The organism is Streptococcus sp. TATVAM-FAB8 (genome assembly GCF_046592795.1).
GTDB classification, from domain to species: domain Bacteria; phylum Bacillota; class Bacilli; order Lactobacillales; family Streptococcaceae; genus Streptococcus; species Streptococcus ruminicola.
In genome coordinates this window covers 13,105-35,686 of sequence record NZ_JAWVPQ010000009.1, presented here as the reverse complement: position 1 = coordinate 35,686, position 22,582 = coordinate 13,105, and the positions used below count along the sequence as shown (strand labels likewise).

Sequence of the window (22,582 nt, the reverse complement as noted above, 5' to 3'; positions counted from 1 at the left end):
GGGTATTCATGTCAATTACAAAAATAAACAATATTTTTCACTTGTCAAATACTGATATGAGTTACCTCATCAAAATCATGCCAAATGGACAACTTGAACAACTGTATTTTGGTCCAACATTAGCGCTAAAAGAAGATGACTTTTCCCTTTTAGAACACTCAGAAGGCAAAGCTGCTGGCACTGTTAAATATGCTAAAAATAGCAGTTTTACATTAGCTGATAAACATCAAGAATGTGCCCTTTATGGGACAACGGCTTTCCAAGAAGCTTCACTTGAAGTAACCGTCCATGATACCCCACACTATTTAGAGTTAAAATACCTTGATTACGATACTCAAAAAGAAAAGCTTTCCTATTCTGGACCACATGTCAGGCTAAATGATGACGCTGAAATATTAAGCCTTAGACTAGAAGATGCGGGGTTGCAATTACAAGTCACTTTAGAATATGTCTTTTTTAAAAAAGGAAAAAATATCAGCAAACGTGTCCTTATTAACAACAATGGACAACATGATATTGTCTTAACACGTGCACTCTCCTCAACCCTTTGGCTAGAAGATGCCAACGAATATCAGGCTTATCATTTTTCAGGTGCTTGGATTTCAGAACGTCAATTAAAAAAATACCCACTTCAACAAGGAAGTTTTAAAGTCGAAAGTTTAACTGGTACAAGTAGTCATCAACACAATCCCTTTGTCGCTATTGCCAAAAAAGAAACGACTTTTGACACAGGCATGTGTTATGGAGCAAACTTGGTTTATTCTGGTAATTTCATTCAACAAATCGATGTTAATGAATGGAATCAAGCAAGATTAATAAGTGGGATTTCACCTTATACTTTTTCTTGGCAACTAAAACCAAATGAAAATTTTGCAACACCGCAAACTGTTTTAAGTTTTAGTCAAGACGGTCTCAATGGCTTAGCACAAGAAAACGCTGGTTTTATTTCTGAACATATCATTTCTCCATTCTGGGCAAAACGAGAGCGACCAATTGTACTAAATAGCTGGGAGACTTACGTTTTTGATTTCGATGAAAACAAGCTTTTAACCCTTGCTAAAAGAGCCGTAGCATTAGGTATTGAATGTTTTGTCGTTGATGATGGTTGGTTTGCTAAACGCAACAACGACCGCTCATCATTAGGTGATTGGTACCCAAATCCTGAAAAATTTCCAAATGGATTACAATCATTTGCCCAAAAAATTCACCAAATGGGGTTACAATTTGGTCTTTGGTTTGAACCCGAAATGGTTAACGAGAATACCGAGCTTTATCGCAAGCATCCTGATTGGATTGTTAAGCCGCCACAAGGACGTTATTCATACGGTCGCGGTCAATTAGTGCTTGACTTTACCAATCCAGCTGTTGTCGAAAATATTTTTGAACAAATGTCTCGGATTATCGATGAAACACAACTAGATTATCTCAAATGGGATATGAACCGAAATTTAACCGAAGTTTATTCCAATTATCTCGCCAAAAACGGCATCAGACAAGGAGAATTTTTCCATCGCTATGTTCAAGGTGTTTATCAATTATACGAAAAATTACTTGAGCGTTACCCAAATCTCCTCATTGAAGGTTGTGCATCAGGGGGCGGACGATTTGACTTAGGTATTCTTTATTATAGCCCTCAAATCTGGGTTAGCGACAATACCGATGCGATTGCCAGATTGGATATTCAAGAAAATACTGCTCTTGCCTACCCAATCACTTGCCTATCTAACCATGTCTCTCAAGTTCCTAATGGTCAAATTCAACGTATTACCCCTTTAGAAACACGTTTCAACGTTGCTATTTTTGGAATTCTTGGCTATGAACTGGATTTATTAAGTTTAGACGAATACTCAAAAAATATTATAAAACAGCAGATTACACTATACAAAAAACTTAGACATGAAATCATGACTGGACGTTTCTACCAAGTTCTGAAGCGTCCAAACCAGCGCATTTGGGCGCTTCAAAGTCCACAGATCATCTTGATTGGATACTTTTCAATCCTAGCTGATATTAATCAAAGTACCAGCAAAACATTCACCCTTCCTTTTGTAGATTCTAAAACTACATATGATATTGTGGACAATCAAACTGTCAGTGGCAGTCTGTTGAAATATCGTGGTATACCTGTTCCAATCGCCCTAAACGGAACTAATCAAGAAACTGCTGCTTTGGTTGGTGATTTTCAATCAAAACTTCTCCTCCTCAGAAAATATTGATATCACCAATCTTCCTCTTTCCATAACCCAAAAAAAGATGGGAACCACGTCCCATCTTTTTATGTTTTTATTAACCTTCTTTAATTTTACCAGTCCAATAATCAAAGCCGTCTTTAAGGACGTAAAGATTTGTGTAACCAGCTTTTTTCAGTGTTTTGATAACACGTGGAAGGGCAGCACTTCTACTGCTGTCATATAAAAGAACTGGTTTGTCTTTACGAATAGCTGAGTAAGACAATTGAATTTGGCTAGCTGGGAGATTACGTGCTCCCATAATATGTTTTGTTTTGAAAGCTGCTGCTTCACGAACATCAATCAATTGACTTGTGTGAATCATACTTTCAAATTCTGCATTATCAATGAATTTAGCTGAACGACGAACACTAATGTATGTCCATGCAAACCAGCCAATGATAACGACTAAAGCAATTAGAAAAATCATCCAGTTCATTTTTTGCCTCTTAATCTACAAATTGGCTTGCAAGACTTGCAGCACCGATGATACCAGCATCGTTACCAAGTTCAGCGATTTTAACTTTAGTTGTTTTACGAACTTGTGGGAATGCGTATGTTACGAAGTATTTTTCAACACGGCTACGCAAGAATTCACCTGCAGCTGATACACCACCGCCGATAACAACTGAGTCTGGGTTCAAGATGTTTGCAATATTAGCAGTTGCTTGTCCAAGGTAGAAACCAACTTTTTCAACAACTGAGTCAGCAAAGTGGTCACCAGCTTCAGCAGCTACGAAGATATCTTTACTTGTTACCACATCACCATTGTCGATAGCAGCTTTGATTTTTGAATCACCTTCGTATTCTTCTGCCAAGTGACGAGCTACACGAACAACACCTGTTGCTGAAGCAACTGTTTCAAGACATCCTTTGTTACCACATGTACATTCGAAACCATCAACTGGTTCAACGTTCATGTGACCAATTTCTCCACCAGCACCAGCAACACCGTGGATAAGGTTACCATCAGCGATAACACCACCACCAACACCAGTTCCAAGTGTTACGAAAACAACATCAGGGTTGTTTGCACCAGCACCTGTCCAACGTTCACCAAGAGCTGCTACGTTAGCATCGTTGTCGATAGCAAATGGAATACCAAGTTCGCGTTCGATAACTGAACCAACTTCTTCAGTGTGAGCCCAGTTCAAGTTGAAGGCACCTGTAACAGTTTTGTTTTCACGGTCAACAGCACCTGGTGAACCCATACCGATACCTGCAAAATCATCTTTTGTCAAACCGTAAAGGTTCAAACGGTGTTTGATTGATTCAACAATATCAGGAACGATGTGTTTTCCATCTTCAAGTGTATTTGTATCGATTGCCCATTTTTCTTGAACTTCACCTTCAAGAGTTAGGATACCGAATTTAATCGTTGTTCCACCTAGGTCAATTCCTAAAAGTTTTTTAGTCATTATTTTCTTTCTCCATTTCTAAACGGTGCTCGCGACGCAAAATTAATTCTGCATTCAGGTAGTCAGCCTTGTCAATCAACCCATTTTCATACAATTTCTCAAGTTCAAGTTTCATGACTTCTATATCATAAAGACGTTTACCGATATAGACAAAAATGCCGAACCGTTTCAACAGTTGCTGCACGTCAAATAAAGTTTTCATACAAAGCATTTTATCAAAAATAAGACTCTTTTTCAATAGGATATGCAATCGTTTTCTTTATTTTTACGTTTTCATTTGTTTTCATGAAAAAATAGTGGACCTTTCGGCCCACTATCGTGTTTTTTCTTAATTATTTAAGTCCTGGAGCTTGTCCACGTTCGGCTTGGAGCATCCAAATTGTTTTTTCAGCGTCAGATTTCGCTGCTGTGAAGATGTCATTTGATGGGGCATCTCCTTCTTCGTCAGTCACATCAAGACCAACTTGGTAAAGAGCTGTAAGGTAAGTGTAAACTTCAACCAAACGAGCAAGATTTTCGTCCATTGTCTTATCGAATGAACCAGCAGTTTCTTCTAATTTAGAGTTTTCATCGAATTCTTTAAGTGTAGAGAATGGTGCGCCTCCGATTGTAATCAAACGTTCGCTGATTTCATCCAAGTTAGCGTTAAGTCCGTCCATCAATTCATCCATTTTTGGGTGAAGGTAGAAGAATCCAGCACCACGCATGTACCAGTGAATTTGGTGAACGATTGAAGCAGCCTTTGATAGGTCTGCTACTGCTTGATTAAGCACAGCCTTTGTTTTAGCATTTTTTGTATTTTGTGAAATGTTATGTGTTACAGATGCGTAAATAGTTTCAGTCATTGTTTGAGTCATAAGCGACCTCCTCTAAAAAATAAAATCAATGGTTTTAGGAAATATTTCCTTTTCTTTATGATTCTATTTTAGAATAATTCTAAATAAGTAGCAAGTAATATGCTCACAAATTTTAAAAATTTTTTTCGAATAATAAGGTATGGACACTTTGTTATTCTTTTTTCTTGGGGCATCACTTGCTTCATTTATTGGTTTAGTCGTTGATCGTTTTCCTGAAGAATCCATTTTATTTCCAGCTAGTCATTGTAATGCTTGCGGGAAACAACTGAGACCAGTAGATTTAATTCCAGTCATTTCTCAGATTTTAAACCGTTCACGCTGTCATTTTTGCAAGGCTAAAATTCCTTTATGGTACGGATTTTTTGAATTTGTCTGTGGGCTCGCAACTGCTCTTTATTACCACGATATCATAGCTCCATCTAGTCTCTTTATTTTCTTCTTTAGCATGACACTTAGTTTATATGATTTAAAACACCAATCCTTTCCTCTATTAATCTGGTTACTACCCAGTGCTTTTTTACTCCTTTTTCTTCCTCTTAATACGGTAAGTATTATTCTTCTTTTACTTGGGATCATAGCTGAGCTTTTTGACATAAAAATCGGTAGCGGTGATTTTTTCTACCTAGCCAGTTTGAGTCTTTTTCTTGATTTGGAGAGCATTTTATGGATTGTTGAACTGGGTTCTTTGGTAGGAATTCTGTATTGCCTTTTTGATAAAAACAAACGCATTCCCTTTGTTCCTTTTCTATTTTTAGGCTATCTTTTAGTTATGTTTTTTAAGTACGCTTAATTTTTTTGTTAAATATAGTTAAAAATACTTTATTTTTAAAATTCTTCTGCTATAATAGGCCTTAAATAAGAGTTTTAGAAAAGAGGGATGCTTTTGGAAACTATTGTTACTTCTCAAAAATCACTTAGTGAGGTCAATCAAAGTATTGCGGTTCCAAAAAATGCCTCATTTTGGCAAACACTTCGAGCCTTTATTGGACCAGGAGCTTTAGTAGCTGTTGGTTACATGGACCCTGGTAACTGGATTACTAGTGTTGTCGGTGGGGCTACTTATAAATATCTCCTTTTATCAGTTATACTGATATCATCTCTGATTGCGATGCAGTTACAGCAGATGGCGGGAAAATTAGGAATCGTTACAAGAAAGGATTTAGCTCAGGCAACTGCTGCTCATTTACCTAAGAAACTACGTATTCTTTTATTCATTGTCATTGAATTAGCCTTGATGGCAACAGACTTAGCAGAAGTTATCGGATCTGGGATTGCGCTTCATTTACTATTTGGATGGCCGTTGCTATTTTCCATTTTAATAACTATCTTAGATGTTTTTATTCTCTTATCCTTGATGAAGCTTGGCTTTCGTAAAATTGAAGCTTTGGTTTCAACCTTGATTGCAACGATTTTGATTATCTTCTTATATTTAGTCTTGTTATCAAAACCAAGTTTCTCAGGTATCTTACATGGCTATATTCCTCAGCCGTCTATCATAGATTTGCATCAAAGTGGTGTTAATAGTAAATTGACACTTGCTTTAGGGATTATTGGTGCAACCGTAATGCCACATAATCTCTATCTTCACTCATCCATTTCACAAACACGTAAAGTTGATTATTCCAGTCAATCTTCTATTAAACAAGCGGTTCGTTTTATGACTTGGGATTCTAATATTCAACTAACAGTTGCTTTTGTGGTGAACTCACTTCTTCTTATCTTAGGAGCATCACTCTTTTATGGACACGCTAATGACATTAACGCTTTTTCACAAATGTATGATGCCCTTCAAGATTCAAATATTGCAGGAGCTGTTGCTAGTGCTGCTTTGTCAACTCTATTTGCTATTGCACTTTTAGCTAGCGGACAAAACTCTACCATCACTGGTACACTAACTGGACAAATTGTCATGGAAGGTTTCTTAAAACTGAGATTACCTCAATGGTTAATCCGACTAGTCACGCGCCTAGTTGCCTTAGCTCCAGTCTTGATTATCGCACTTCTTTACGGTAGTCAAGAAAGTGTCCTTGATCAATTAATTGTTTACTCACAAGTTTTCCTTTCGCTGGCACTACCATTCTCCATTTTCCCTTTGGTCTACTTCACATCAAATCGCAAAATTATGGGAGACTTTGTAAATAGCAAATGGAATACCATTTTAGGATACCTTGTCGCCATTATCTTAACCGTCCTAAATTTAAAATTAATTGTTGATTTGTTTTAAATATCATAAAAACCACTCAATCGAGTGGTTTTCTTTTATTTTTGATAATTTGAGCCATACGTTACAAATGCTGCGACGTCATCTGCTTTACCTTCGTGTAAATCTCGAACAATTTTAGTTCCGACAATGACGCCATCTGACACCTTATTAAAACGCTCGATATCAGCTTTTGTTGACACTCCAAATCCTGTTAATACTGGAATGTCAGCAACAGCTTCAAGATTTGCCAAATGTTTGTCCAAATCATCTCGGTAATTACCAGTTTTACCTGTAACACCGTTGATAGCAACCGCATAGATGAAACCTTCAGCATTTTGACACAAAGTCTTTTGGCGTTCAATGCCAGTAGTCAAGCTGACCAGTGGAACAAGGGCAATATCTGTATTATCAAGGTATGGCTTGATAAGATTTTCATGCTCATGTGGCAAGTCAGGAATAATCAAACCTTTAACAGAGGTATTGGCCAAATCTTTAACAAATTTTTCAATGCCGTATTGGTAAACAGGATTGATGTAAGTCATAATGACCAAAGGCACTTCGACTGTTTGTTCTTGTAATTTTTCAACAATCGCAGTCAAATTAACGCCTTTAGCAAGACTTCGTTGACCAGCTAATTCAATAACTGGGCCATCAGCGACGGGGTCAGACCATGGAATCCCTACTTCAATGGCAGAAGCTCCACTATTTTCCAATAAATCAATCGTCTCAAATAAGCCATCAAGACCTTTATCATGGTCACCTGCCATAATGTAAGGAACAAAAATTCCTTTGCCGCTAGCTTTAATCTCTTGAAGATGTTTTGTAAGTGTCTTAGTCATCGTTTACTTCCCTTCTGCTTCCAAACGTTCTTTTACTTGAACAACATCCTTATCTCCGCGTCCTGATAGACAAACGATAATTGATTTGTCTGGCCCAAGCTCCTTAGCAACTTTTTGGGTAAGCGCAACAGCGTGACTTGATTCAAGCGCTGGGATAATCCCTTCAAGTCGTGATAAAAGCATAAATGCTTCAAGTGCTTCTTCATCCGTAATTGAATCATAGGTTGCACGACCGATATCTTGGAAGTGACAGTGTTCAGGACCAACCCCAGGATAATCAAGACCTGCTGAAATTGAGAAAGCTTCCATGATTTGTCCGTGACGGTCTTGGAGAACATTCATCAAAGCTCCATGCAAAATGCCTGGACGACCTTTGGCAAAAGTTGCTGCGTGCTCTTCAGTATCAAGACCATGTCCTGCAGCTTCAGCACCATAAAGGGCAACAGATTCATCTTCAACAAATGGATAGAAAAGTCCGATTGCATTTGAGCCACCACCGATACAAGCTAGAACAGCATCTGGTAGTTTACCACCTGAGATTTCTGCGTATTGTTTTTTAGCTTCTTTACCAATAACTGATTGGAAGTCACGTACGATTTCAGGAAATGGTGCAGGCCCAAGTGCTGACCCCATAATATAGTGAGTATCTTCGATGTTTGCTACCCACGCGCGAAGAGCTGCATTAACAGCGTCTTTCAAAACACGTGAACCATCTGTGACAGCGTGTACTTTAGCACCGAGCAGCTCCATACGAAAAACATTGAGGGCTTGACGTTTGACATCTTCTTCACCCATGTAAATAGTACATTCCATGTCAAAAAGTGCAGCTGCTGTAGCTGTTGCCACACCGTGTTGACCAGCTCCAGTTTCGGCAATGATTTTCTTTTTACCCATGCGTTTTGCAAGGAGAACTTGACCAAGGGCGTTGTTGATTTTGTGAGCACCAGTGTGGTTAAGGTCTTCACGTTTAAGGTAAATCTTAGCACCACCGATATGCTTAGTTAAGCGCTCTGCGTAATAAAGCGGTGTTTCACGTCCAACATAGTTTTTAAGTAGTTCATCAAGTTCTGCTTGAAAACTTGGGTCAGCTTTTGCTTCGCGGTAAGCTTTATCAAGTTCGATAACGGCTGTCATCAGCGTTTCAGGGACAAACTGTCCACCGAATTTTCCATAAAATCCATTAATATCTGGTTGGTTATAGCTCATTTTTTCACACTTTCTATAAATCTCATAATCTTCAATAAATCTTTTTTACCATCCGTCTCAACACCAGAAGAAACATCAACAGCGTAGGGTCGAAAGAAAGTTATAGCTTGTCCGACATTATCGACACTCAATCCACCTGCTAAAAAATATGGCTTCGCTATTTTTTTATCCTTTAGCAGCTCCCAATCAAATGTCTTTCCGGAACCAGCTAGGGGGGCGTCAAATAATAGAAAATCCGCTTTAGTATGAATTTCTCCCAGTGTTTTTTGGACAGGAATGGCACGAATACTTGGAACTCCAATTTTGTCAAAGTCCTCATCTGCAAATTCTCCATGAATTTGCACCAAATCAAGAGGTACTTGGCTAATAGCTTCTTGAAGTTCCAAGAGAGTCGGACTTACAAAAACACCCACTTTTTGGACAGTTTTTGGAATCAACTGAGCTAAATTGCTAGCTTGTTTTATGCCGACTTGACGTTTACTTTTGGCAAAGACGAAACCAATATAATCAGCTCCGCTTTTAACCGCTTGTTCAACAGCTTCTTTGGTTGAAAGTCCGCAAATTTTAACCTTTGTCAATTTGCAACTCCTTCACTTTCTCGGCTACATTTTCAGCGGTCATTAAAGCCGTACCAACTAAAATACCATTGAAAAATGGAGCAACGAGCTCAGCATCTTCTTTAGTAAAAATAGCTGACTCTGAAATATAAACTGGACCTTCTTTAAAATATGTTGATAGCTCCAAACTTGTATTGATATCCGTTTCAAAGGTCACCAAGTTACGATTGTTAACTCCGATAATCTTAGCACCAATGCGATGAGCCACTTCCAACTCTGCTAAGTTATGCGTTTCAAGCAGAACTTCTAGTCCTAATCCTGTTGCAAAGTCATAAAGTTCTTTCAAACGCGTCTCAGAAAGAGCTGCCACAATCAGTAAAATAACAGTTGCTCCTGCATTTCGACTACGAATAATCTGTTTTTCATCGATGATAAAATCTTTTGCCAAGGTTGGAATTTTTACTTGATTTGAAATCTGACGAAGATAATCAATGTCCCCCTTGAAAAAGAAAGGGTCTGTCAAAACAGAAATCATCACAGCTCCGCTATCTTGGTAAATTTTGGCTTGCTTAACAATATCAACTTCGAGGTTAATGTCACCAAGACTGGGACTGGCTTTTTTTACCTCAGCGATAATTTGCAGCTTATTCGCATTATTTTTAAGGTAATCGTAGAGCTTATAAGTCTCACGAAGAGGTTGCAGTGGCTCAAGTTCTAGAGAGGCAACTTCTTTTTCTTTTTGCTTTAAAATGGTTGGTAAAAATTCTTTACTCATACTTGTACCTCTTGCAATTGGTGAAGTTTAGCAAGAGCAGAACCATCCGCGATTAATTGACGAGCAAGGTCAATCCCTTCTGCTAGACTATCAACTTTACCGTTAGCATAAAAGCCAAGACCAGCATTTAGCACGGTTGTTTCAAGATAAGGGCTAGCCTGATTTTCAAGAACGCTGACTAAAATATCTGCATTTTGCTTAGCATCTCCGCCAACAATGTCATCTAACTCAACTCTTGGCATGCCAAGGTCTTTGTAAGTAAAGCTGTGTTGAGTGATTTGACCGTCTTCTAACAATGTATAAGTATTTTTGCCATAAAGAGCTGCTTCATCCATGTTATTTGGCCCTGTGACAATAATGGCACGTTTGCGTCCGAGTTTTTGCATGACTTGCGCTGCTGTTTCTTGGAGGTCTGCCCGATACAAGCCCATCAACTGCGTTTCAAGGTCAAGCGGATTTGCCAAAGGACCAACGATATTCATGATAGTTGGAATACCAAGTGTTTTACGAGCTGGACCGATAAAGCGCATAGCTGGATGCATGGTTTGCGCAAAGATAAAAGCAAGTCCAACTTCATCAAGAGCTTTTGATAATGTTGCTGGTGAAGCAGCAATATTAATGCCCAAAGCTTCAAGAACATCAGCAGAACCTGATTTTGATGACACCGAACGATTACCACCTTTGGCAATACGAATACCACCTGCTGCTAAAATAAAGCAGGCTGTTGTTGAAATGTTAAAGCTATAAGACTGGTCACCACCTGTTCCGCAGTTACACATAGCATCCCCAAAATCCTGTGGTAAATCGACAGCGTGACTCTTAAGAGCTCGTACAATACCAGTAATCTCAGAAGGTGTTTCACCTTTCACTTTGAGTCCCATCAAAAAGGCAGCAATCTCACTTTCTGAAATCGAGTTATTTAAGATACTATCAAATAAACTTTCAACTTGTTCTTCTGATAAATCTTCCTTATTTGCAATTTGGTTAAAGAGTTCTTTCATTGTCCATCCCTCGCTTTACTTTTCAACAACTAATCGTACAAAGTTTTCAATCATTTTAAGCCCATCTGGTGACCCAATACTTTCTGGGTGAAATTGAAGGCCATAAATCGGTAACTGTTTATGCTGGATAGCCATGATTTCTTGATCATCAGTCGTTTTGGCAGTCACCTCAAAATCTTCTGGCATGTCTGTCACGACAATCGAATGATAACGCATGATTGGCATATTTTTGGCAAGCCCAGCAAAAATAGGTGATTGACTGAGAACATCAATATCACTTTGCTTGCCGTGCATGACATTTTTAGCCAAACCAAGCTTGCCACCAAAACTTTCAGCAATAGCCTGATGCCCCAGACAAATTCCTAGCATTGGCTTTTTCCCAGCAAATTTCTGAATCATTTCTTCTAATTTTCCAGCGTCAGCCGGCCAACCTGGACCCGGTGATAAAACAATAGCAGATGCTTCTTTGGCTGCTTTTTCTAATGCGTCAGCATCATTTCGCAAGACCTTAACTTCGGCAAAAGTCCCAAGGTATTGCGCTAGGTTATAGGTAAAAGAATCGTAATTATCAATTAATAAAATCATTTGCTATCCCCTATCCGTGTCATGGCTTTGGCTTTATTGATGGTTTCGTAAAATTCGTTTTCTGGTATACTGTCGTAAACAATACCTGCTCCTGCTTGAACATAAGCTTTTTGATTTTTGAGAATCATCGTGCGAATGGCAATGGCAAAATCCATATCTCCAGTTGCCGAAAGATAACCAATTGCACCAGCGTAGACGCCGCGTTTTTCACGTTCTAATTCATAGATACGTTTCATCGCACGAATTTTTGGTGCGCCAGAGACTGTACCAGCTGGCAATGTTGTTTTCAAAGCATCAATACTCTGCACATCTGCTAGCAACTGCCCCTTCACCACGCTGGTTAAATGCATGACATAGCGGAAATATTCTACTTCCATGTACTTAGTTACCTTGACCGTACCATTTTGGGAAATTCTTCCAATATCATTTCGACCAAGGTCAACTAGCATGCGATGCTCAGCTGTTTCTTTAATATCAGCTTGCAAGTCTTTAGCTAGCGCAGCATCCTCAGCATCATCACAACCTCTTGGACGAGTTCCTGCAATTGGATTAGTGGTCACTTCACCATTTTTCACAGAAACCAGACTTTCTGGACTTGCGCCAATAATCTGATAGTCACCAAAATCATAGAAATAAAGATAATTTGATGGATTAGTCACACGCAAATTACGATAATAATCAAGCGGGTCTCCATCAAATGGACTTGAGAAACGTTGGCTCAGCACACATTGGAACATATCTCCTTGACGAATCAACTTCTTAGCTCTGGCTACCATCTCTTCAAAAGCAGACTTTTCAATATGATTAACAAAAGTCAAAGGATGAAGATTTTGTGGACTAAATTCATTCGGTGCTTGGGTTTGTAAATCTTTGACAACCTTGCCAAGTGCTTGGCGCGTTGCATCGTTATCACGTTTGCTGTAAATATTATCTTCCACCACGTAGACTTTTTCAGTCTTGTGGTCAAAAATCAGATAAGACTCGTAAACAAAGAAATGCATATCCGGCGTTCCAATAGTATCTTCTGGAATCTCACCAATATTTTCATAAAGCCCAATCATGTCATAACCGACAAAACCAATTGCGCCGCCACCAAATGGCAAATCACTACTAGCTCCTTTGACGGTTACTTGATTGAGGTAGTCAAGCGGGTCACCAGCAATAACTTGACCATTTTCTGTCAGTTGACCATTTTCATATTTGATTTCAAAGACCGGGTTGTAAGCCACAATTGAAAAACGAGCGTTCTCTTTTTCTCGTGGAATTGATTCAAGAATAACCTTATGCTCACCTTGAACTCGCATATAAGCAAGAATAGGGGTTAAAGTATCAGCAGTTAGAATTTTTCGCATGTCATGTCCTCTCTACATGAAGTTTTAATTGTATTTTTTGTAAATTCTAGTCGCTGATTTGCCAGCCTTTATCTCTTCTTTTCATGATTTCCTCCCTTTTTAAACAAAAAATCCCCACACAGAAAAAACCTTCTGTGTGAGGGCGTCTAATGATAGCGCGGTGCCACCTCAATTTAACGGAAATATATGCTCCGTCATCTCTATCTCCTCTAACAAGGAGCTGCACGATAAGGGGTGCCTGCCCTGAGACTTACCACTGACAACTAGTGTTTATCTCACTTGTATCTTGAAATCTTTTTCACTTCCACTTAATTCACTAAACAAAAAACCTCACACAGAAAGAACTTCTGTGCGAGGACGTCTAATGTATAGCGCGGTGCCACCTCAACTTAACGGAAATACTATAATCCGCCATCTCTATCTCCTCTAACAAGGAGCTGCACGATAAGGGGTGCCTACCTGAAAAATATTTCTTATCTTCAACAATATACCATCAGCCCAATTTCACAACCACCTGCTACTCGTTCACAGTAACCACGAGCTCCCTGTAAGCAAATCCTTGCTACTTTCTGATTGGTTACCATTATAAACACCTGATTTTGACTTGTCAAGTGTTTTTTATGAATTTTCTAAAAAATTCAACATTTTTCATTATTTTGTTGATTTAATTAAAAAATCTCTAAGTTTTTCCTAGCAAGAACGCTAAGTCAAACTCAGAGATTTAGAATCTATTCAAGGGTTAAAGTGATTTCTTTTGTTTCAGGGGATAAGAGTCCTTCTAAATGGGTGATTAATCGAATCAACCAAGCAAAAGCAAGTAAGAAGGCACTCAATTCAAAAGCTGTTAAAGATAAGTAATGAATACCCTGAAAGGCGATTTCTAATCCAACCAACATGCCACCAATAGCATAAGACATAATCAAGAAATCTCGCGTTACTTCTGGCAAAAGCCATTTAACACTGATAATTAAGGCAATGATAATCAAAACCAGATACCCTGCTACTCTGGTATGCAAGAGATGTGAGCTAGCGTCATTCGGGAAAAAGCCAACTGCTCCCAAATCAATCCCTAAGATGGTCAACATGATACGTATAGCTCTTAATTTCCAGTTTTTACCATATTTTTCACCTAAAGCGACAAACAAGTAATCCACCAAAGCAACCAAAACCAAGGCTGACAAAATCAAAGTCAGATTAAATTGCCAACTTTCCTTAGCAGCTTGTGTTCCCAAAAAGCTTAAGTTGAAATGCCACCACTGCAAAGATCGATTCGTCGCCATTGCGACAAAGACACCACTGACCATAATCACTGTAAAAACGGTTGTCAACCAAGTCGCCCTAATCATCTCTGCTATTTGCCCCCAAAAAAGACTGACCGCATAGATTGATGCACCTAAAATCAAACTCGAAGTTAACTTGTCAAAAGAAGCACCCGTGAAAATCTGCTCCAGCAGCCAACCAAAGCCGAGAAGAGCTAACAGTAAAATCACCGCAAACGAGGCAACAATAACAGGAAGCATGCGCCAAAAAACTCGCGCTTTGATGCCACCAAGAAAGACTGTCCGGTTGCGAATGAGCGTTGTTGTAAAAATGGTCATTCCAAGTATCCCACCAAAACCAATCAAGAAGGTAATAATAGAATAATCTCCAACCAACAAAATCTGATCCATCTTCTCAATAGAACTCACTGCATAAAATAAGACACATAAAATGACAGTTGATAAAATTAAAACCCAGCTTGATAAACGTCCTTGTTTTGGTTTTCCCTCTTTTTGAAGAACCAATTTATCATTGTATAATTCAGCTTTTAATTGCTGCCCTTTACTCAGATTTAACTGATCGACAACTGCCTGATCTAGCACAATACTTAATTTTTTATTTTCCATACCTTCATTATATTATGCTAATGAAATCTTGTAAAACAGGAACTGTAAACAAAATGTCAAAAATCAGAAATCGTTTTTTAATTGAGGAAAATAAAAAAGAACCCATTTGACCGAGTTCTAATTTACTTTATAACCAACCTTTGTCTCTAGCAATTCTAGCCGCCTCAACACGATTATTGGCTGATAATTTATTAAAAATTGATGATGTGTAATTTCTCACCGTTCCATTTGAAAGATAAAGGGTATCAGCAATATCTTGATTCGATTTTCCAAGTGAAATCAATTGTAAAATACGCTTTTCTTGGGGACTCAACGGATTATCCTGGCTTATCATAGATTCCATCAATTCCGGTGAATACTCTTTTTTGCCTGCAAGCACTGTGTGGATTGTTGACATCAACTCAGAAGTTGAACGGTCTTTCAACACATAAGCATCAACACCTGCCTTTACTGCACGTTCAAAGTAACCAACTCGTTTAAAGGTTGTCACAATGATAACCTTCATCTCCTTATTTTTTCGAACCCACTCTAAAACATCCAGTCCAGATTTTTTTGGCATTTCCACATCAAGAATTGCCACATCTGGAGACTCCGTTTTTAATATTCCAATAGCTTGTTCACCATCACTGGCTTGTAAAATCTCATCGACATCATCTTCCATGAGCAACAATTGGCACAAAGCATCTCGCAGCATGGATTGATCTTCAGCAACTAATAATTTCATCCTATTTCTCCTTTAACCCCAATTCAGCTTGGATAAGTGTCGGTTGAGCTTGTGACAGAATCTGAATTTTTCCCTCAACTAAGAGAAGTCTGTCACGAATAGATTGGAGTTCATTCCCTGTTAATTTTTCAAAACCAACACCATTGTCTTCTACTCTGACAAATACCTTTCCTTCTTTTTCAAATAAATGAAAACGACATTGATTAGCCTGACTATGCTTAATGACGTTATTACTTAGTTCTCGCAAAATCATGCACAAAGTCGATTGCAAGACAGGCGCCATAGTTTCTAAATTCAAATCATTTTTCAACTGATAATCAATCTCCGTCATAGCAAAGAAATGCTCCAACTGCTCAATCTCTTCTTCAAGTGTTCTAAACTTGAGATTATTGATGATATTTCTAACATCATGCATCGAAGAGCGGCTAGCTTGGTTTAATTCTTCTAATTGCTTTTTGACAAGGTCGTATTTTCCTTTCTCTAATTGCTTAAGTGCTAACTCTGTTTTTAAAGTCATGGCAGCAAAGACATGACCCAAGGTGTCATGCAAATCACGTCCAATACGGTTTCGCTCATTTTCAGCTAGTAACAAATTAATGGTACGATTCTTTTCCATGATAGCTTTTTCTTGTGCTTCATTTTTTCGAGCATTCATCCAATGAAATAAAATGGCATAATTCACAACAGGAACAAGAAAAATCATCACACGAGTCGTTATATCTTCTGTCAAAGTCATTCCTACAAACATCATGAAAAGCATGGCTAAATCGTAGGAAATAAAACGAAATGAGCGATAATCATCTTGAAATTGAAAAACAAGCAAACTATTAAAATAAAAAGTAAACCACATCATGCCACCATCAACACAAAGTGTCATGTAGATAATATAAGATAGCATGAGTAACCAGCAAGAATTGGTTAAGGGATTTTCTTCAAAATTGACAAGAAAAAGGTAGCCAAGCAAAAAAGCCGCTGTTATCCCCAGAGTCCAAACTGGATAACCGAAAAAGAAAACACCCAAAACAGGAAAAGCTAAAAAAGCTAATGGCAGATAAAATAAGGAGTGAACATTCCTAATCCTTTTCAACATCATTTAACCTCAATTTTATTCTTAATCATAAGCGCTAACGCTGCTATTATTATGGCATAGCCAAGCACAATAATCAAGGACTGCCAATTTAATTGAGCATTTTTAGCAAAGTCCGTCACCAAGATATTCACATGATAAATCGGTGTTACTTTGGCTAGCTTTTGCATCCACTCTGGAAAGGTCTCGATTGGCATCCAAGAACCACCGATAATAGCCAATCCAAGAAAGGCAATATCACCGACAATTGTCATTAACTGTTGTGATTTCATTTGCGAAATCAACAAACCAAAAGCTAGAAATAGTAAACTTGACAATAACAATAAGGCTGCTGAACCCAACCAGCGGCTAAATGGCATTGTCACCCCACGAAAAATCGCACCAAATAAAAACGTTGCTAAAATAGACAGTAAAAAGCAAACCAAAACTCGAATCACTTTTGATAGATAATACTGCCAAATTGAAACCGTAGAATGTTCAATATAAGTCAACCAATAGCTAGTCTTATCTTCCACAAGCATAGCTGGAAATGAGAAGAAGCCAAAGCTTGACATTGAAAATGCTGTCATGGTTAACATATAACTCATCACCAGCACCTTCTGCTCTTTTAAATCTGGAGAGAGTTCCATCCCAGAAAAGAACAAGAAAAAGAAAACCGGCATTCCAATAGATAATACAAAGGTTAGCCAAGTACGTTTCGTTTTAATCCATTCAACTTTTAATAAAGCAATCATTTTTCATTCTCCTGTGTTTGGTCAAATAATGTATTTAATAAGGTTTTATTTTGAATTTCAATATCAGAAATCTGGCAACCATGTTTCTGTAATTTCTGCCAGACACTATCAATCTCTTTTGTCATAAAAGTAACTGAGTCATTCTTTACTTTAATGCGATAACCATTTGCTAAGCTATTAACAAACGGTAAAAATGTTTTTGGCAAGGTAACTTGTTTTTCATGTTCAGCTTCTCTCATAGCAAATGGAGTCGTATCACGTAGCAACTTTCCATGATGTAAAACTAAAATGCGCTCAGCCGTATGTTCGACTTCTTCAATGTAATGACTCGAATAAAAAATCGTTACACCTTTTTCTTTCAGGCTTTGGATAATTTGCCAAAAATGTTGTCTCGTTGAAGTATCCATTGCTACTGTTGGTTCGTCTAAGAAAAGAATTTTGGGTTGGCTAATAAGGCACAAAGTAAAAGCCAACAAGCGCTTTTGACCACCCGATAATTTCTCAGTTAGCTGATTTTTTTGTTCCTTGCTAAATTGCAAAATGTAATCAATCTCTTTATCAGTTAAAGGGGTCTTGCTAATCGCTTTAAAAAATGCAATTAATTCACATACTCTCAATTTTTCTGGCAAGCGATTTTCTTGTGGTAAAACAGCTACTGAATCTTTTAATTGCTGACTATTTGCGGCTAAACCATTGATGACAATCTTTCCTTTACTAATTTTCAAATCTCCTAACAAGCATGACATCAAAGTGGTTTTCCCGGCACCATTTGGACCAATCAGAGCCACACAATCTCCATCAGCCACTTCAAACGAGATGTCCTGTAAAATAGTTTTTCCTTTAATGGTCTTTGAGATATTTTCAACCGTAATCATTTCATAAGCTCCATTTTTCTCTTTATTTGATGATTTTATTTTAGAAAAAAATAGCTGAGCTTTTTAGCTTATAATGTCATGACATCACATGACTTTTGTCATGTTTTTGGTAACAAAAAACCAATCTGCTCTTTAGCAAATTGGTTATCAGTTTAATTTTCCATCATACCTGCTTGCAGTCGATACATACGATAGTAAGTTCCTTTCAAACTTAGCAATTCATCATGAGTTCCTGACTCAATAATCTTACCTTTGTCTAGGACATAGATACAGTCAGCATCTTGAATGGTTGATAAGCGGTGAGCAATGGCAATGGTTGTACGACCTTGACGCATTTTCTTCAAAGACTCTTGAACAGTGTTTTCCGTTTCTGAATCAATGTTTGCTGTCGCTTCATCCAAAATTAAAATCTTCGGCTGACTAGCTACGGTTCTTGCAAATGCCAAAAGTTGACGTTGACCTGTTGAAAAACTTGAACCACGTTCTGTCACTTTTGTCTCATATTTATCAGGTAATTTTTGAATGAACTGATCAGCATCCACAAAGGCTGCGGCAGCTTGAACAGCATCTTCAGAAATATCCTGATACATTTTAATATTAGATTTCACAGTACCATGATACAAGAATGGTTCTTGCAGTACCAAACCAACATTTTTATGCAAAGCTTTTTTAGAATAATCACGAATATCTTTACCATCCAGTAAAACTTGACCTGATTGGAACTCGTAAAACCTCATAAAGACATTAATAATTGATGACTTTCCTGATCCAGTCGATCCTACAAAGGCAATCGTCTCACCTTGATTAACCTTAAAGGAAATATTGTCTAAAATCCGGCGTTTTCCATCATAAGAAAAACTCACATTTTTAAACTCAATATTGCCATCTTGCACAAAATCTAACACACCATTTTGTTCAGGTTCATATTGCTGTTCATCAATCAAATCAAACACCCGTCCAGCAGAAACCATTGAGGTTTGCAAAGTTGAAAAATTCTGAGTCACTTCAATCAAAGGATCAAAAAGACGATTAACGTATTGGATAAAGGCATACATCAAACCAGCAGAAATACCAATTTCCATTCCACGAAAACCAAAATATGCCATTAAAATAGCATATGCTAATAACTTCAGAAGTGACATAGCAGGGCGCAAGAAAAGACTATCTAATGCCATCGAACGATTAGCATAAAACACATGCTCTTCATTGATAGCTTCAAATTCATCTTTCAAACGCTCTTCTTGACTAAAGGATTGAATAATTCGGATCCCTTCGATGCTCTCAGACAATTTACTGTTAATATCTGACAACAATCCACGTGTTTTTTCAATCACACTTACCGATTTTTTGCGATAAAGATTAACCAAAACAAAGATAAATGGCAAGAAAATCACAACCCAAGCTGTCAATGTCGCATTCAATTTCAACATGGTTAACAGAGTTACTGAAAAGATAAAAATAGCCGAAATAAAGCTTGATAAAAGGCCTGAAAACATATCACTGATAGCTTCAGTATCATTTGTAATACGAGAGACAATAGAACCCGCAGGAGTTTTGTCAAAGTAAGCCATACCGAGTTTTTCCATGTTTGCAAAGGCATCTCTTCGAATATCTCTAACAATGCTATAAGACACACGCGCAAAGAAGAAATTTCCAAAATACTGGATAAGCGTCTGCAAGACATACATGAGGTAATAACCAACTAAAATCAGCATGGCAGTCTGATTCATATCCGTCAAAAAATGATCAATAAAGTAAGAAGCAATCAGTGGAATCAGACTCTTAACAACCGTTGTTAGTAGTAAAAGACCTAGAGCTAAGGCGGTTAAGAATTTATAAGGTTTGAGATAGCTCATGAGGCGCTTAAATACACGCCACTGATTTGCATTATTCTTCATCACTATCTCCTTCCATTTCTAATTGCTGAGCTTCATAAGTATCTGCATACCAGCCACCTTGCTTAATAAGATCCTCATGACGCCCTCGTTCAATGATATGCCCATCTTGCAAGACTAAGATTAAATCAGCATGAACCACCGCACTCAAACGATGTGCTGTGATAATTGTCGATTTATGTTGACGAGTTTGCTTAAGATTCTCAATAATAGCATGTTCTGTCTTAGCATCTACTGCTGACAAAGAATCGTCCAAAATCAAAATTTCAGGATCAAGAATCATGGCACGACTCATAGCAATCCGCTGTTTTTGACCACCAGAAAGACTAACCCCTTTCTCACCAATCAAAGTTTCAAAGCCATCTGGTGTTGCCATAATGTCATCATAAACTCGAGATAACTTCGTTGCTGCTTCAACCTTTTCTAAAGAGGCATCAGGATTTCCAAAACGAATATTTTCTAAAATACTAGTGGCAAATAAAAATTGATCCTGTGGGACATAACCAATCAAACGGCGTAAATCAGATAACTTGTAATCCTTGATATTGTTGCCATCAAGCATAATCCGACCATCAGTCAAATCATATTCACGTAACAACAAACGAATCAAGGTAGTCTTACCAGAACCGGTCTGCCCAACTAATCCCAGCGTTTGTCCCTGTTCTAGAGCAAAATGAATATCTGATAACGTCTCCTCATTTTCATAATGAAACGAATCAATATCATAAACCAAAGTACCATTCTGAATAGTCTGCAAAGGCTGTTTACTTTCTTGGACATCAGATGTTTCTTTCAAAAGACGATTAATACGATTATAAGAGACAGAACCGCGTTGAATCATATTAAAAAGAAAACCAATTGCCATTAAGGGCCAAACTAGCATATCTAAGTAAGTGATAAAGGTTACTAAATTACCAACCGTCACTTGACCGGCTGATACCATAAAAGCTCCCATCAACAATGACAAAACATAACTTGCCCCGATAAATAAAAGCACTAAAGGATCAAACATGACATCATATTTCATGGTTTTCATGTTCTTAACAAAAGTCATGTCATTGATCTCTTGAAAAGACTGAAGTTCATCTTCTTGATACCCAAATGACTTGGTTACTTTGATACCTGACACGGACTCCTGAACCTTATTATTTAATTCTGAAAAGGCAGCCTGAGATTTTCCAAACGCTTGGTGAGTCTTTCGTCCTAAACGACTTGTTGCATATGCCATAAATGGCAAAGGAATCACCGCTACCAAGGTCATTTGCCAAGAAATACTAAAAGCCATTGTCACCAAAGTCACAAAAGCCGTAATTGTCGCATCTACTGCTGACATAACTCCAGCGCCTGCTAAACGTGTCAGCGCATTAATATCATTGGTAGCATGCGCCATCAAATCACCCGTACGATGTTTTTGATAAAAACTAGGTGACATTTTTGTAAAATGATCAAATAAGCGAAAACGCATAATCTGACCAAGACGATACGACGTTCCCAAGATATACATTCGCCAAATATAACGTAAAAAATACATGGCAAAAGCTGATAAAACCAACAAGAATAAGCTCATCAGCAATTGCCCTTGTGTTAACTCACCAGATGTCACTCGATCAATAACTCCGCCCATAACTTTTGGAGGGACAAGGTTTAAAATTGCCACCAAAATAAGGGCAAGAATTCCAATAATATACCGTTTTTTCTCCAGCCTAAAAAACCACCAGAGATCCTTTATAATTTTCATTAAAACCTGCTTTCTAGCTGATATTATACACCTTTGAGTAGACTCTAAATCAAGTTTCCTGCCCTAAGCTTCTCATATGAAAAAGGTCAGGAATTTTTCCTGACCTATAATAACTACTTGTGATATTTTTTGTAAATAACTGTGTAAAGCCCCAAAGCTAGTAAGCCACCTAATGAATTAGTCCAAAGATCATCAATTTCAAAGACCCGATTAGCATTATAAAGCAAATCGACAAGCAACTGCGTTGTTTCAATTGTTAGGCTGATTCCAAAAGCTAACAGCCAAGCTCGCTTCCACTGACGCAATTTTGGAAATAGCCAAATCAATCCCAACATCAAAGGAAAGATAAGAAACATATTTGTGACATTTTGTGCAAAGACCCAAAATAATTCAAAGGCACTATCAAGCTGACCAATACCAATCAAACTGTTAAACGGCACCAAAAGCAAACGTAAGCGTCCATAATAAATGATATTGGGTGTCTCAACCCCATCAATCTTAAAAGGTTGCGGACTAAAACACAAGAAGCAAAGGGCAAGGATGTAAATCCCCACCAAGGTTATTGCCACCTTACGTCCTATGCTTGTCAACTCAAGTTCTTCATCAAATAGCTTTCTCATTT

22 protein-coding genes are annotated in these 22,582 nt (G+C 37.9%); 3 read left to right on the top strand and 19 right to left on the bottom strand.

Going from position 1 to position 22,582, the window contains the following annotated elements:
- The first annotated feature begins 8 nt into the window (after positions 1-8).
- On the top strand, positions 9-2,216 hold the full coding sequence (locus SFC32_RS06150; RefSeq protein ID WP_411049975.1) for an alpha-galactosidase: 2,208 nt from the start codon (positions 9-11) through the stop codon (positions 2,214-2,216).
- A 70-nt stretch (positions 2,217-2,286) separates the two neighbouring features.
- Here the strand turns inward: SFC32_RS06150 and SFC32_RS06145 are convergent, their stop codons facing one another.
- The 4 genes from SFC32_RS06145 to SFC32_RS06130 all read right to left on the bottom strand — a co-directional run bounded on the left by SFC32_RS06145 (position 2,287) and on the right by SFC32_RS06130 (position 4,503).
- The gene (locus SFC32_RS06145; RefSeq protein ID WP_039697291.1) at positions 2,287-2,667 is read right to left on the bottom strand and encodes a rhodanese-like domain-containing protein; all 381 of its coding nucleotides are present in this window, start codon (positions 2,665-2,667) and stop codon (positions 2,287-2,289) included.
- A 10-nt stretch (positions 2,668-2,677) separates the two neighbouring features.
- Positions 2,678-3,646 carry an ROK family glucokinase gene (locus SFC32_RS06140; RefSeq protein ID WP_039697292.1) on the bottom strand — a complete coding sequence of 323 codons (969 nt, stop codon included), beginning with the start codon at positions 3,644-3,646 and terminating at the stop codon, positions 2,678-2,680.
- On the bottom strand, positions 3,639-3,848 hold the full coding sequence (locus tag SFC32_RS06135) for a YqgQ family protein (protein ID WP_006531568.1): 210 nt from the start codon (positions 3,846-3,848) through the stop codon (positions 3,639-3,641). The genes SFC32_RS06140 and SFC32_RS06135 overlap by 8 nt, the downstream gene beginning before the upstream one ends.
- Before the next feature lie 130 nt (positions 3,849-3,978).
- On the bottom strand, positions 3,979-4,503 hold the full coding sequence (locus SFC32_RS06130) for a Dps family protein (protein WP_074559453.1): 525 nt from the start codon (positions 4,501-4,503) through the stop codon (positions 3,979-3,981).
- A gap of 139 nt (positions 4,504-4,642) precedes the next feature.
- Here SFC32_RS06130 and SFC32_RS06125 point away from each other — a divergent pair, with 139 nt between their 5' ends.
- Positions 4,643-5,293 carry a prepilin peptidase gene (locus SFC32_RS06125; protein WP_411050235.1) on the top strand — a complete coding sequence of 217 codons (651 nt, stop codon included), beginning with the start codon at positions 4,643-4,645 and terminating at the stop codon, positions 5,291-5,293.
- An 87-nt stretch (positions 5,294-5,380) separates the two neighbouring features.
- The gene (locus SFC32_RS06120) at positions 5,381-6,727 is read left to right on the top strand and encodes an Nramp family divalent metal transporter (RefSeq protein ID WP_411050020.1); all 1,347 of its coding nucleotides are present in this window, start codon (positions 5,381-5,383) and stop codon (positions 6,725-6,727) included.
- Between the two features lie 35 nt (positions 6,728-6,762).
- On the opposite strand, the gene trpA is transcribed toward SFC32_RS06120, so the two are convergent.
- From trpA to SFC32_RS06045, 15 genes are all read right to left on the bottom strand, one after another.
- Positions 6,763-7,545 carry a tryptophan synthase subunit alpha gene (gene trpA, locus SFC32_RS06115; protein WP_133018030.1) on the bottom strand — a complete coding sequence of 261 codons (783 nt, stop codon included), beginning with the start codon at positions 7,543-7,545 and terminating at the stop codon, positions 6,763-6,765.
- Positions 7,546-7,548: 3 nt separating this feature from the next.
- Positions 7,549-8,751, bottom strand: a complete 1,203-nt coding sequence (gene trpB, locus SFC32_RS06110; protein WP_074563251.1) for a tryptophan synthase subunit beta — start codon at positions 8,749-8,751, stop codon at positions 7,549-7,551.
- Positions 8,748-9,329, bottom strand: a complete 582-nt coding sequence (locus tag SFC32_RS06105) for a phosphoribosylanthranilate isomerase (protein ID WP_411050019.1) — start codon at positions 9,327-9,329, stop codon at positions 8,748-8,750. Before SFC32_RS06105 ends, trpB begins: the two co-directional genes overlap by 4 nt.
- The gene (gene trpC / locus SFC32_RS06100; protein WP_093815202.1) at positions 9,316-10,083 is read right to left on the bottom strand and encodes an indole-3-glycerol phosphate synthase TrpC; all 768 of its coding nucleotides are present in this window, start codon (positions 10,081-10,083) and stop codon (positions 9,316-9,318) included. The genes SFC32_RS06105 and trpC overlap by 14 nt, the downstream gene beginning before the upstream one ends.
- Positions 10,080-11,084 carry an anthranilate phosphoribosyltransferase gene (gene trpD, locus SFC32_RS06095; protein ID WP_074799245.1) on the bottom strand — a complete coding sequence of 335 codons (1,005 nt, stop codon included), beginning with the start codon at positions 11,082-11,084 and terminating at the stop codon, positions 10,080-10,082. The genes trpC and trpD overlap by 4 nt, the downstream gene beginning before the upstream one ends.
- Before the next feature lie 15 nt (positions 11,085-11,099).
- Positions 11,100-11,669, bottom strand: a complete 570-nt coding sequence (locus SFC32_RS06090) for an aminodeoxychorismate/anthranilate synthase component II (protein WP_411050018.1) — start codon at positions 11,667-11,669, stop codon at positions 11,100-11,102.
- Positions 11,666-13,021, bottom strand: a complete 1,356-nt coding sequence (gene trpE, locus SFC32_RS06085; RefSeq protein ID WP_411050017.1) for an anthranilate synthase component I — start codon at positions 13,019-13,021, stop codon at positions 11,666-11,668. The genes SFC32_RS06090 and trpE overlap by 4 nt, the downstream gene beginning before the upstream one ends.
- A 728-nt stretch (positions 13,022-13,749) precedes the next feature.
- Positions 13,750-14,907: a permease gene (locus SFC32_RS06080; RefSeq protein WP_074481841.1), complete on the bottom strand. Its 1,158-nt coding sequence runs from the start codon at positions 14,905-14,907 to the stop codon at positions 13,750-13,752.
- A 127-nt stretch (positions 14,908-15,034) separates the two neighbouring features.
- A complete protein-coding gene (locus SFC32_RS06075) occupies positions 15,035-15,631 on the bottom strand; it encodes a response regulator transcription factor (protein ID WP_074563241.1) in 597 nt (198 codons plus the stop codon).
- Position 15,632: 1 nt separating this feature from the next.
- Positions 15,633-16,724: a sensor histidine kinase gene (locus SFC32_RS06070; protein ID WP_174235031.1), complete on the bottom strand. Its 1,092-nt coding sequence runs from the start codon at positions 16,722-16,724 to the stop codon at positions 15,633-15,635.
- Positions 16,721-17,452 (bottom strand): ABC transporter permease, encoded by a 732-nt coding sequence (locus SFC32_RS06065; protein ID WP_411050016.1) that lies wholly within the window; start codon positions 17,450-17,452, stop codon positions 16,721-16,723. Before SFC32_RS06065 ends, SFC32_RS06070 begins: the two co-directional genes overlap by 4 nt.
- Complete coding sequence (locus tag SFC32_RS06060) at positions 17,449-18,327, bottom strand: ABC transporter ATP-binding protein (RefSeq protein WP_411050015.1); 879 nt, start codon at positions 18,325-18,327, stop codon at positions 17,449-17,451. Before SFC32_RS06060 ends, SFC32_RS06065 begins: the two co-directional genes overlap by 4 nt.
- 152 nt (positions 18,328-18,479) lie before the next feature.
- Positions 18,480-20,225 (bottom strand): ABC transporter ATP-binding protein, encoded by a 1,746-nt coding sequence (locus SFC32_RS06055; RefSeq protein ID WP_411050014.1) that lies wholly within the window; start codon positions 20,223-20,225, stop codon positions 18,480-18,482.
- Positions 20,215-21,960: an ABC transporter ATP-binding protein gene (locus tag SFC32_RS06050; protein ID WP_074481836.1), complete on the bottom strand. Its 1,746-nt coding sequence runs from the start codon at positions 21,958-21,960 to the stop codon at positions 20,215-20,217. Before SFC32_RS06050 ends, SFC32_RS06055 begins: the two co-directional genes overlap by 11 nt.
- Positions 21,961-22,073: 113 nt before the next feature.
- Entirely contained in the window at positions 22,074-22,580 is a 507-nt protein-coding gene (locus SFC32_RS06045; RefSeq protein ID WP_411050013.1) for a VanZ family protein, read from the bottom strand.
- Positions 22,581-22,582 lie beyond the last annotated feature (2 nt).

Excerpts from the sequence above, each read along its gene's own strand:
- SFC32_RS06150 (WP_411049975.1), top strand. The coding sequence starts at position 9 with ATGTCAATTACAAAAATAAACAATATTTTTCACTTGTCAAATACTGAT.
- SFC32_RS06145 (WP_039697291.1), bottom strand. The coding sequence starts at position 2,667 with ATGAACTGGATGATTTTTCTAATTGCTTTAGTCGTTATCATTGGCTGG.
- SFC32_RS06140 (WP_039697292.1), bottom strand. The coding sequence starts at position 3,646 with ATGACTAAAAAACTTTTAGGAATTGACCTAGGTGGAACAACGATTAAA.
- SFC32_RS06135 (WP_006531568.1), bottom strand. The coding sequence starts at position 3,848 with ATGAAAACTTTATTTGACGTGCAGCAACTGTTGAAACGGTTCGGCATT.
- SFC32_RS06130 (WP_074559453.1), bottom strand. The coding sequence starts at position 4,503 with ATGACTCAAACAATGACTGAAACTATTTACGCATCTGTAACACATAAC.
- SFC32_RS06125 (WP_411050235.1), top strand. The coding sequence starts at position 4,643 with ATGGACACTTTGTTATTCTTTTTTCTTGGGGCATCACTTGCTTCATTT.
- SFC32_RS06120 (WP_411050020.1), top strand. The coding sequence starts at position 5,381 with ATGCTTTTGGAAACTATTGTTACTTCTCAAAAATCACTTAGTGAGGTC.
- trpA (WP_133018030.1), bottom strand. The coding sequence starts at position 7,545 with ATGACTAAGACACTTACAAAACATCTTCAAGAGATTAAAGCTAGCGGC.
- trpB (WP_074563251.1), bottom strand. The coding sequence starts at position 8,751 with ATGAGCTATAACCAACCAGATATTAATGGATTTTATGGAAAATTCGGT.
- trpC (WP_093815202.1), bottom strand. The coding sequence starts at position 10,083 with ATGAGTAAAGAATTTTTACCAACCATTTTAAAGCAAAAAGAAAAAGAA.
- trpD (WP_074799245.1), bottom strand. The coding sequence starts at position 11,084 with ATGAAAGAACTCTTTAACCAAATTGCAAATAAGGAAGATTTATCAGAA.
- SFC32_RS06090 (WP_411050018.1), bottom strand. The coding sequence starts at position 11,669 with ATGATTTTATTAATTGATAATTACGATTCTTTTACCTATAACCTAGCG.
- trpE (WP_411050017.1), bottom strand. The coding sequence starts at position 13,021 with ATGCGAAAAATTCTAACTGCTGATACTTTAACCCCTATTCTTGCTTAT.
- SFC32_RS06080 (WP_074481841.1), bottom strand. The coding sequence starts at position 14,907 with ATGGAAAATAAAAAATTAAGTATTGTGCTAGATCAGGCAGTTGTCGAT.
- SFC32_RS06075 (WP_074563241.1), bottom strand. The coding sequence starts at position 15,631 with ATGAAATTATTAGTTGCTGAAGATCAATCCATGCTGCGAGATGCTTTG.
- SFC32_RS06070 (WP_174235031.1), bottom strand. The coding sequence starts at position 16,724 with ATGATGTTGAAAAGGATTAGGAATGTTCACTCCTTATTTTATCTGCCA.
- SFC32_RS06065 (WP_411050016.1), bottom strand. The coding sequence starts at position 17,452 with ATGATTGCTTTATTAAAAGTTGAATGGATTAAAACGAAACGTACTTGG.
- SFC32_RS06060 (WP_411050015.1), bottom strand. The coding sequence starts at position 18,327 with ATGATTACGGTTGAAAATATCTCAAAGACCATTAAAGGAAAAACTATT.
- SFC32_RS06055 (WP_411050014.1), bottom strand. The coding sequence starts at position 20,225 with ATGAAGAATAATGCAAATCAGTGGCGTGTATTTAAGCGCCTCATGAGC.
- SFC32_RS06050 (WP_074481836.1), bottom strand. The coding sequence starts at position 21,960 with ATGAAAATTATAAAGGATCTCTGGTGGTTTTTTAGGCTGGAGAAAAAA.
- SFC32_RS06045 (WP_411050013.1), bottom strand. The coding sequence starts at position 22,580 with ATGAGAAAGCTATTTGATGAAGAACTTGAGTTGACAAGCATAGGACGT.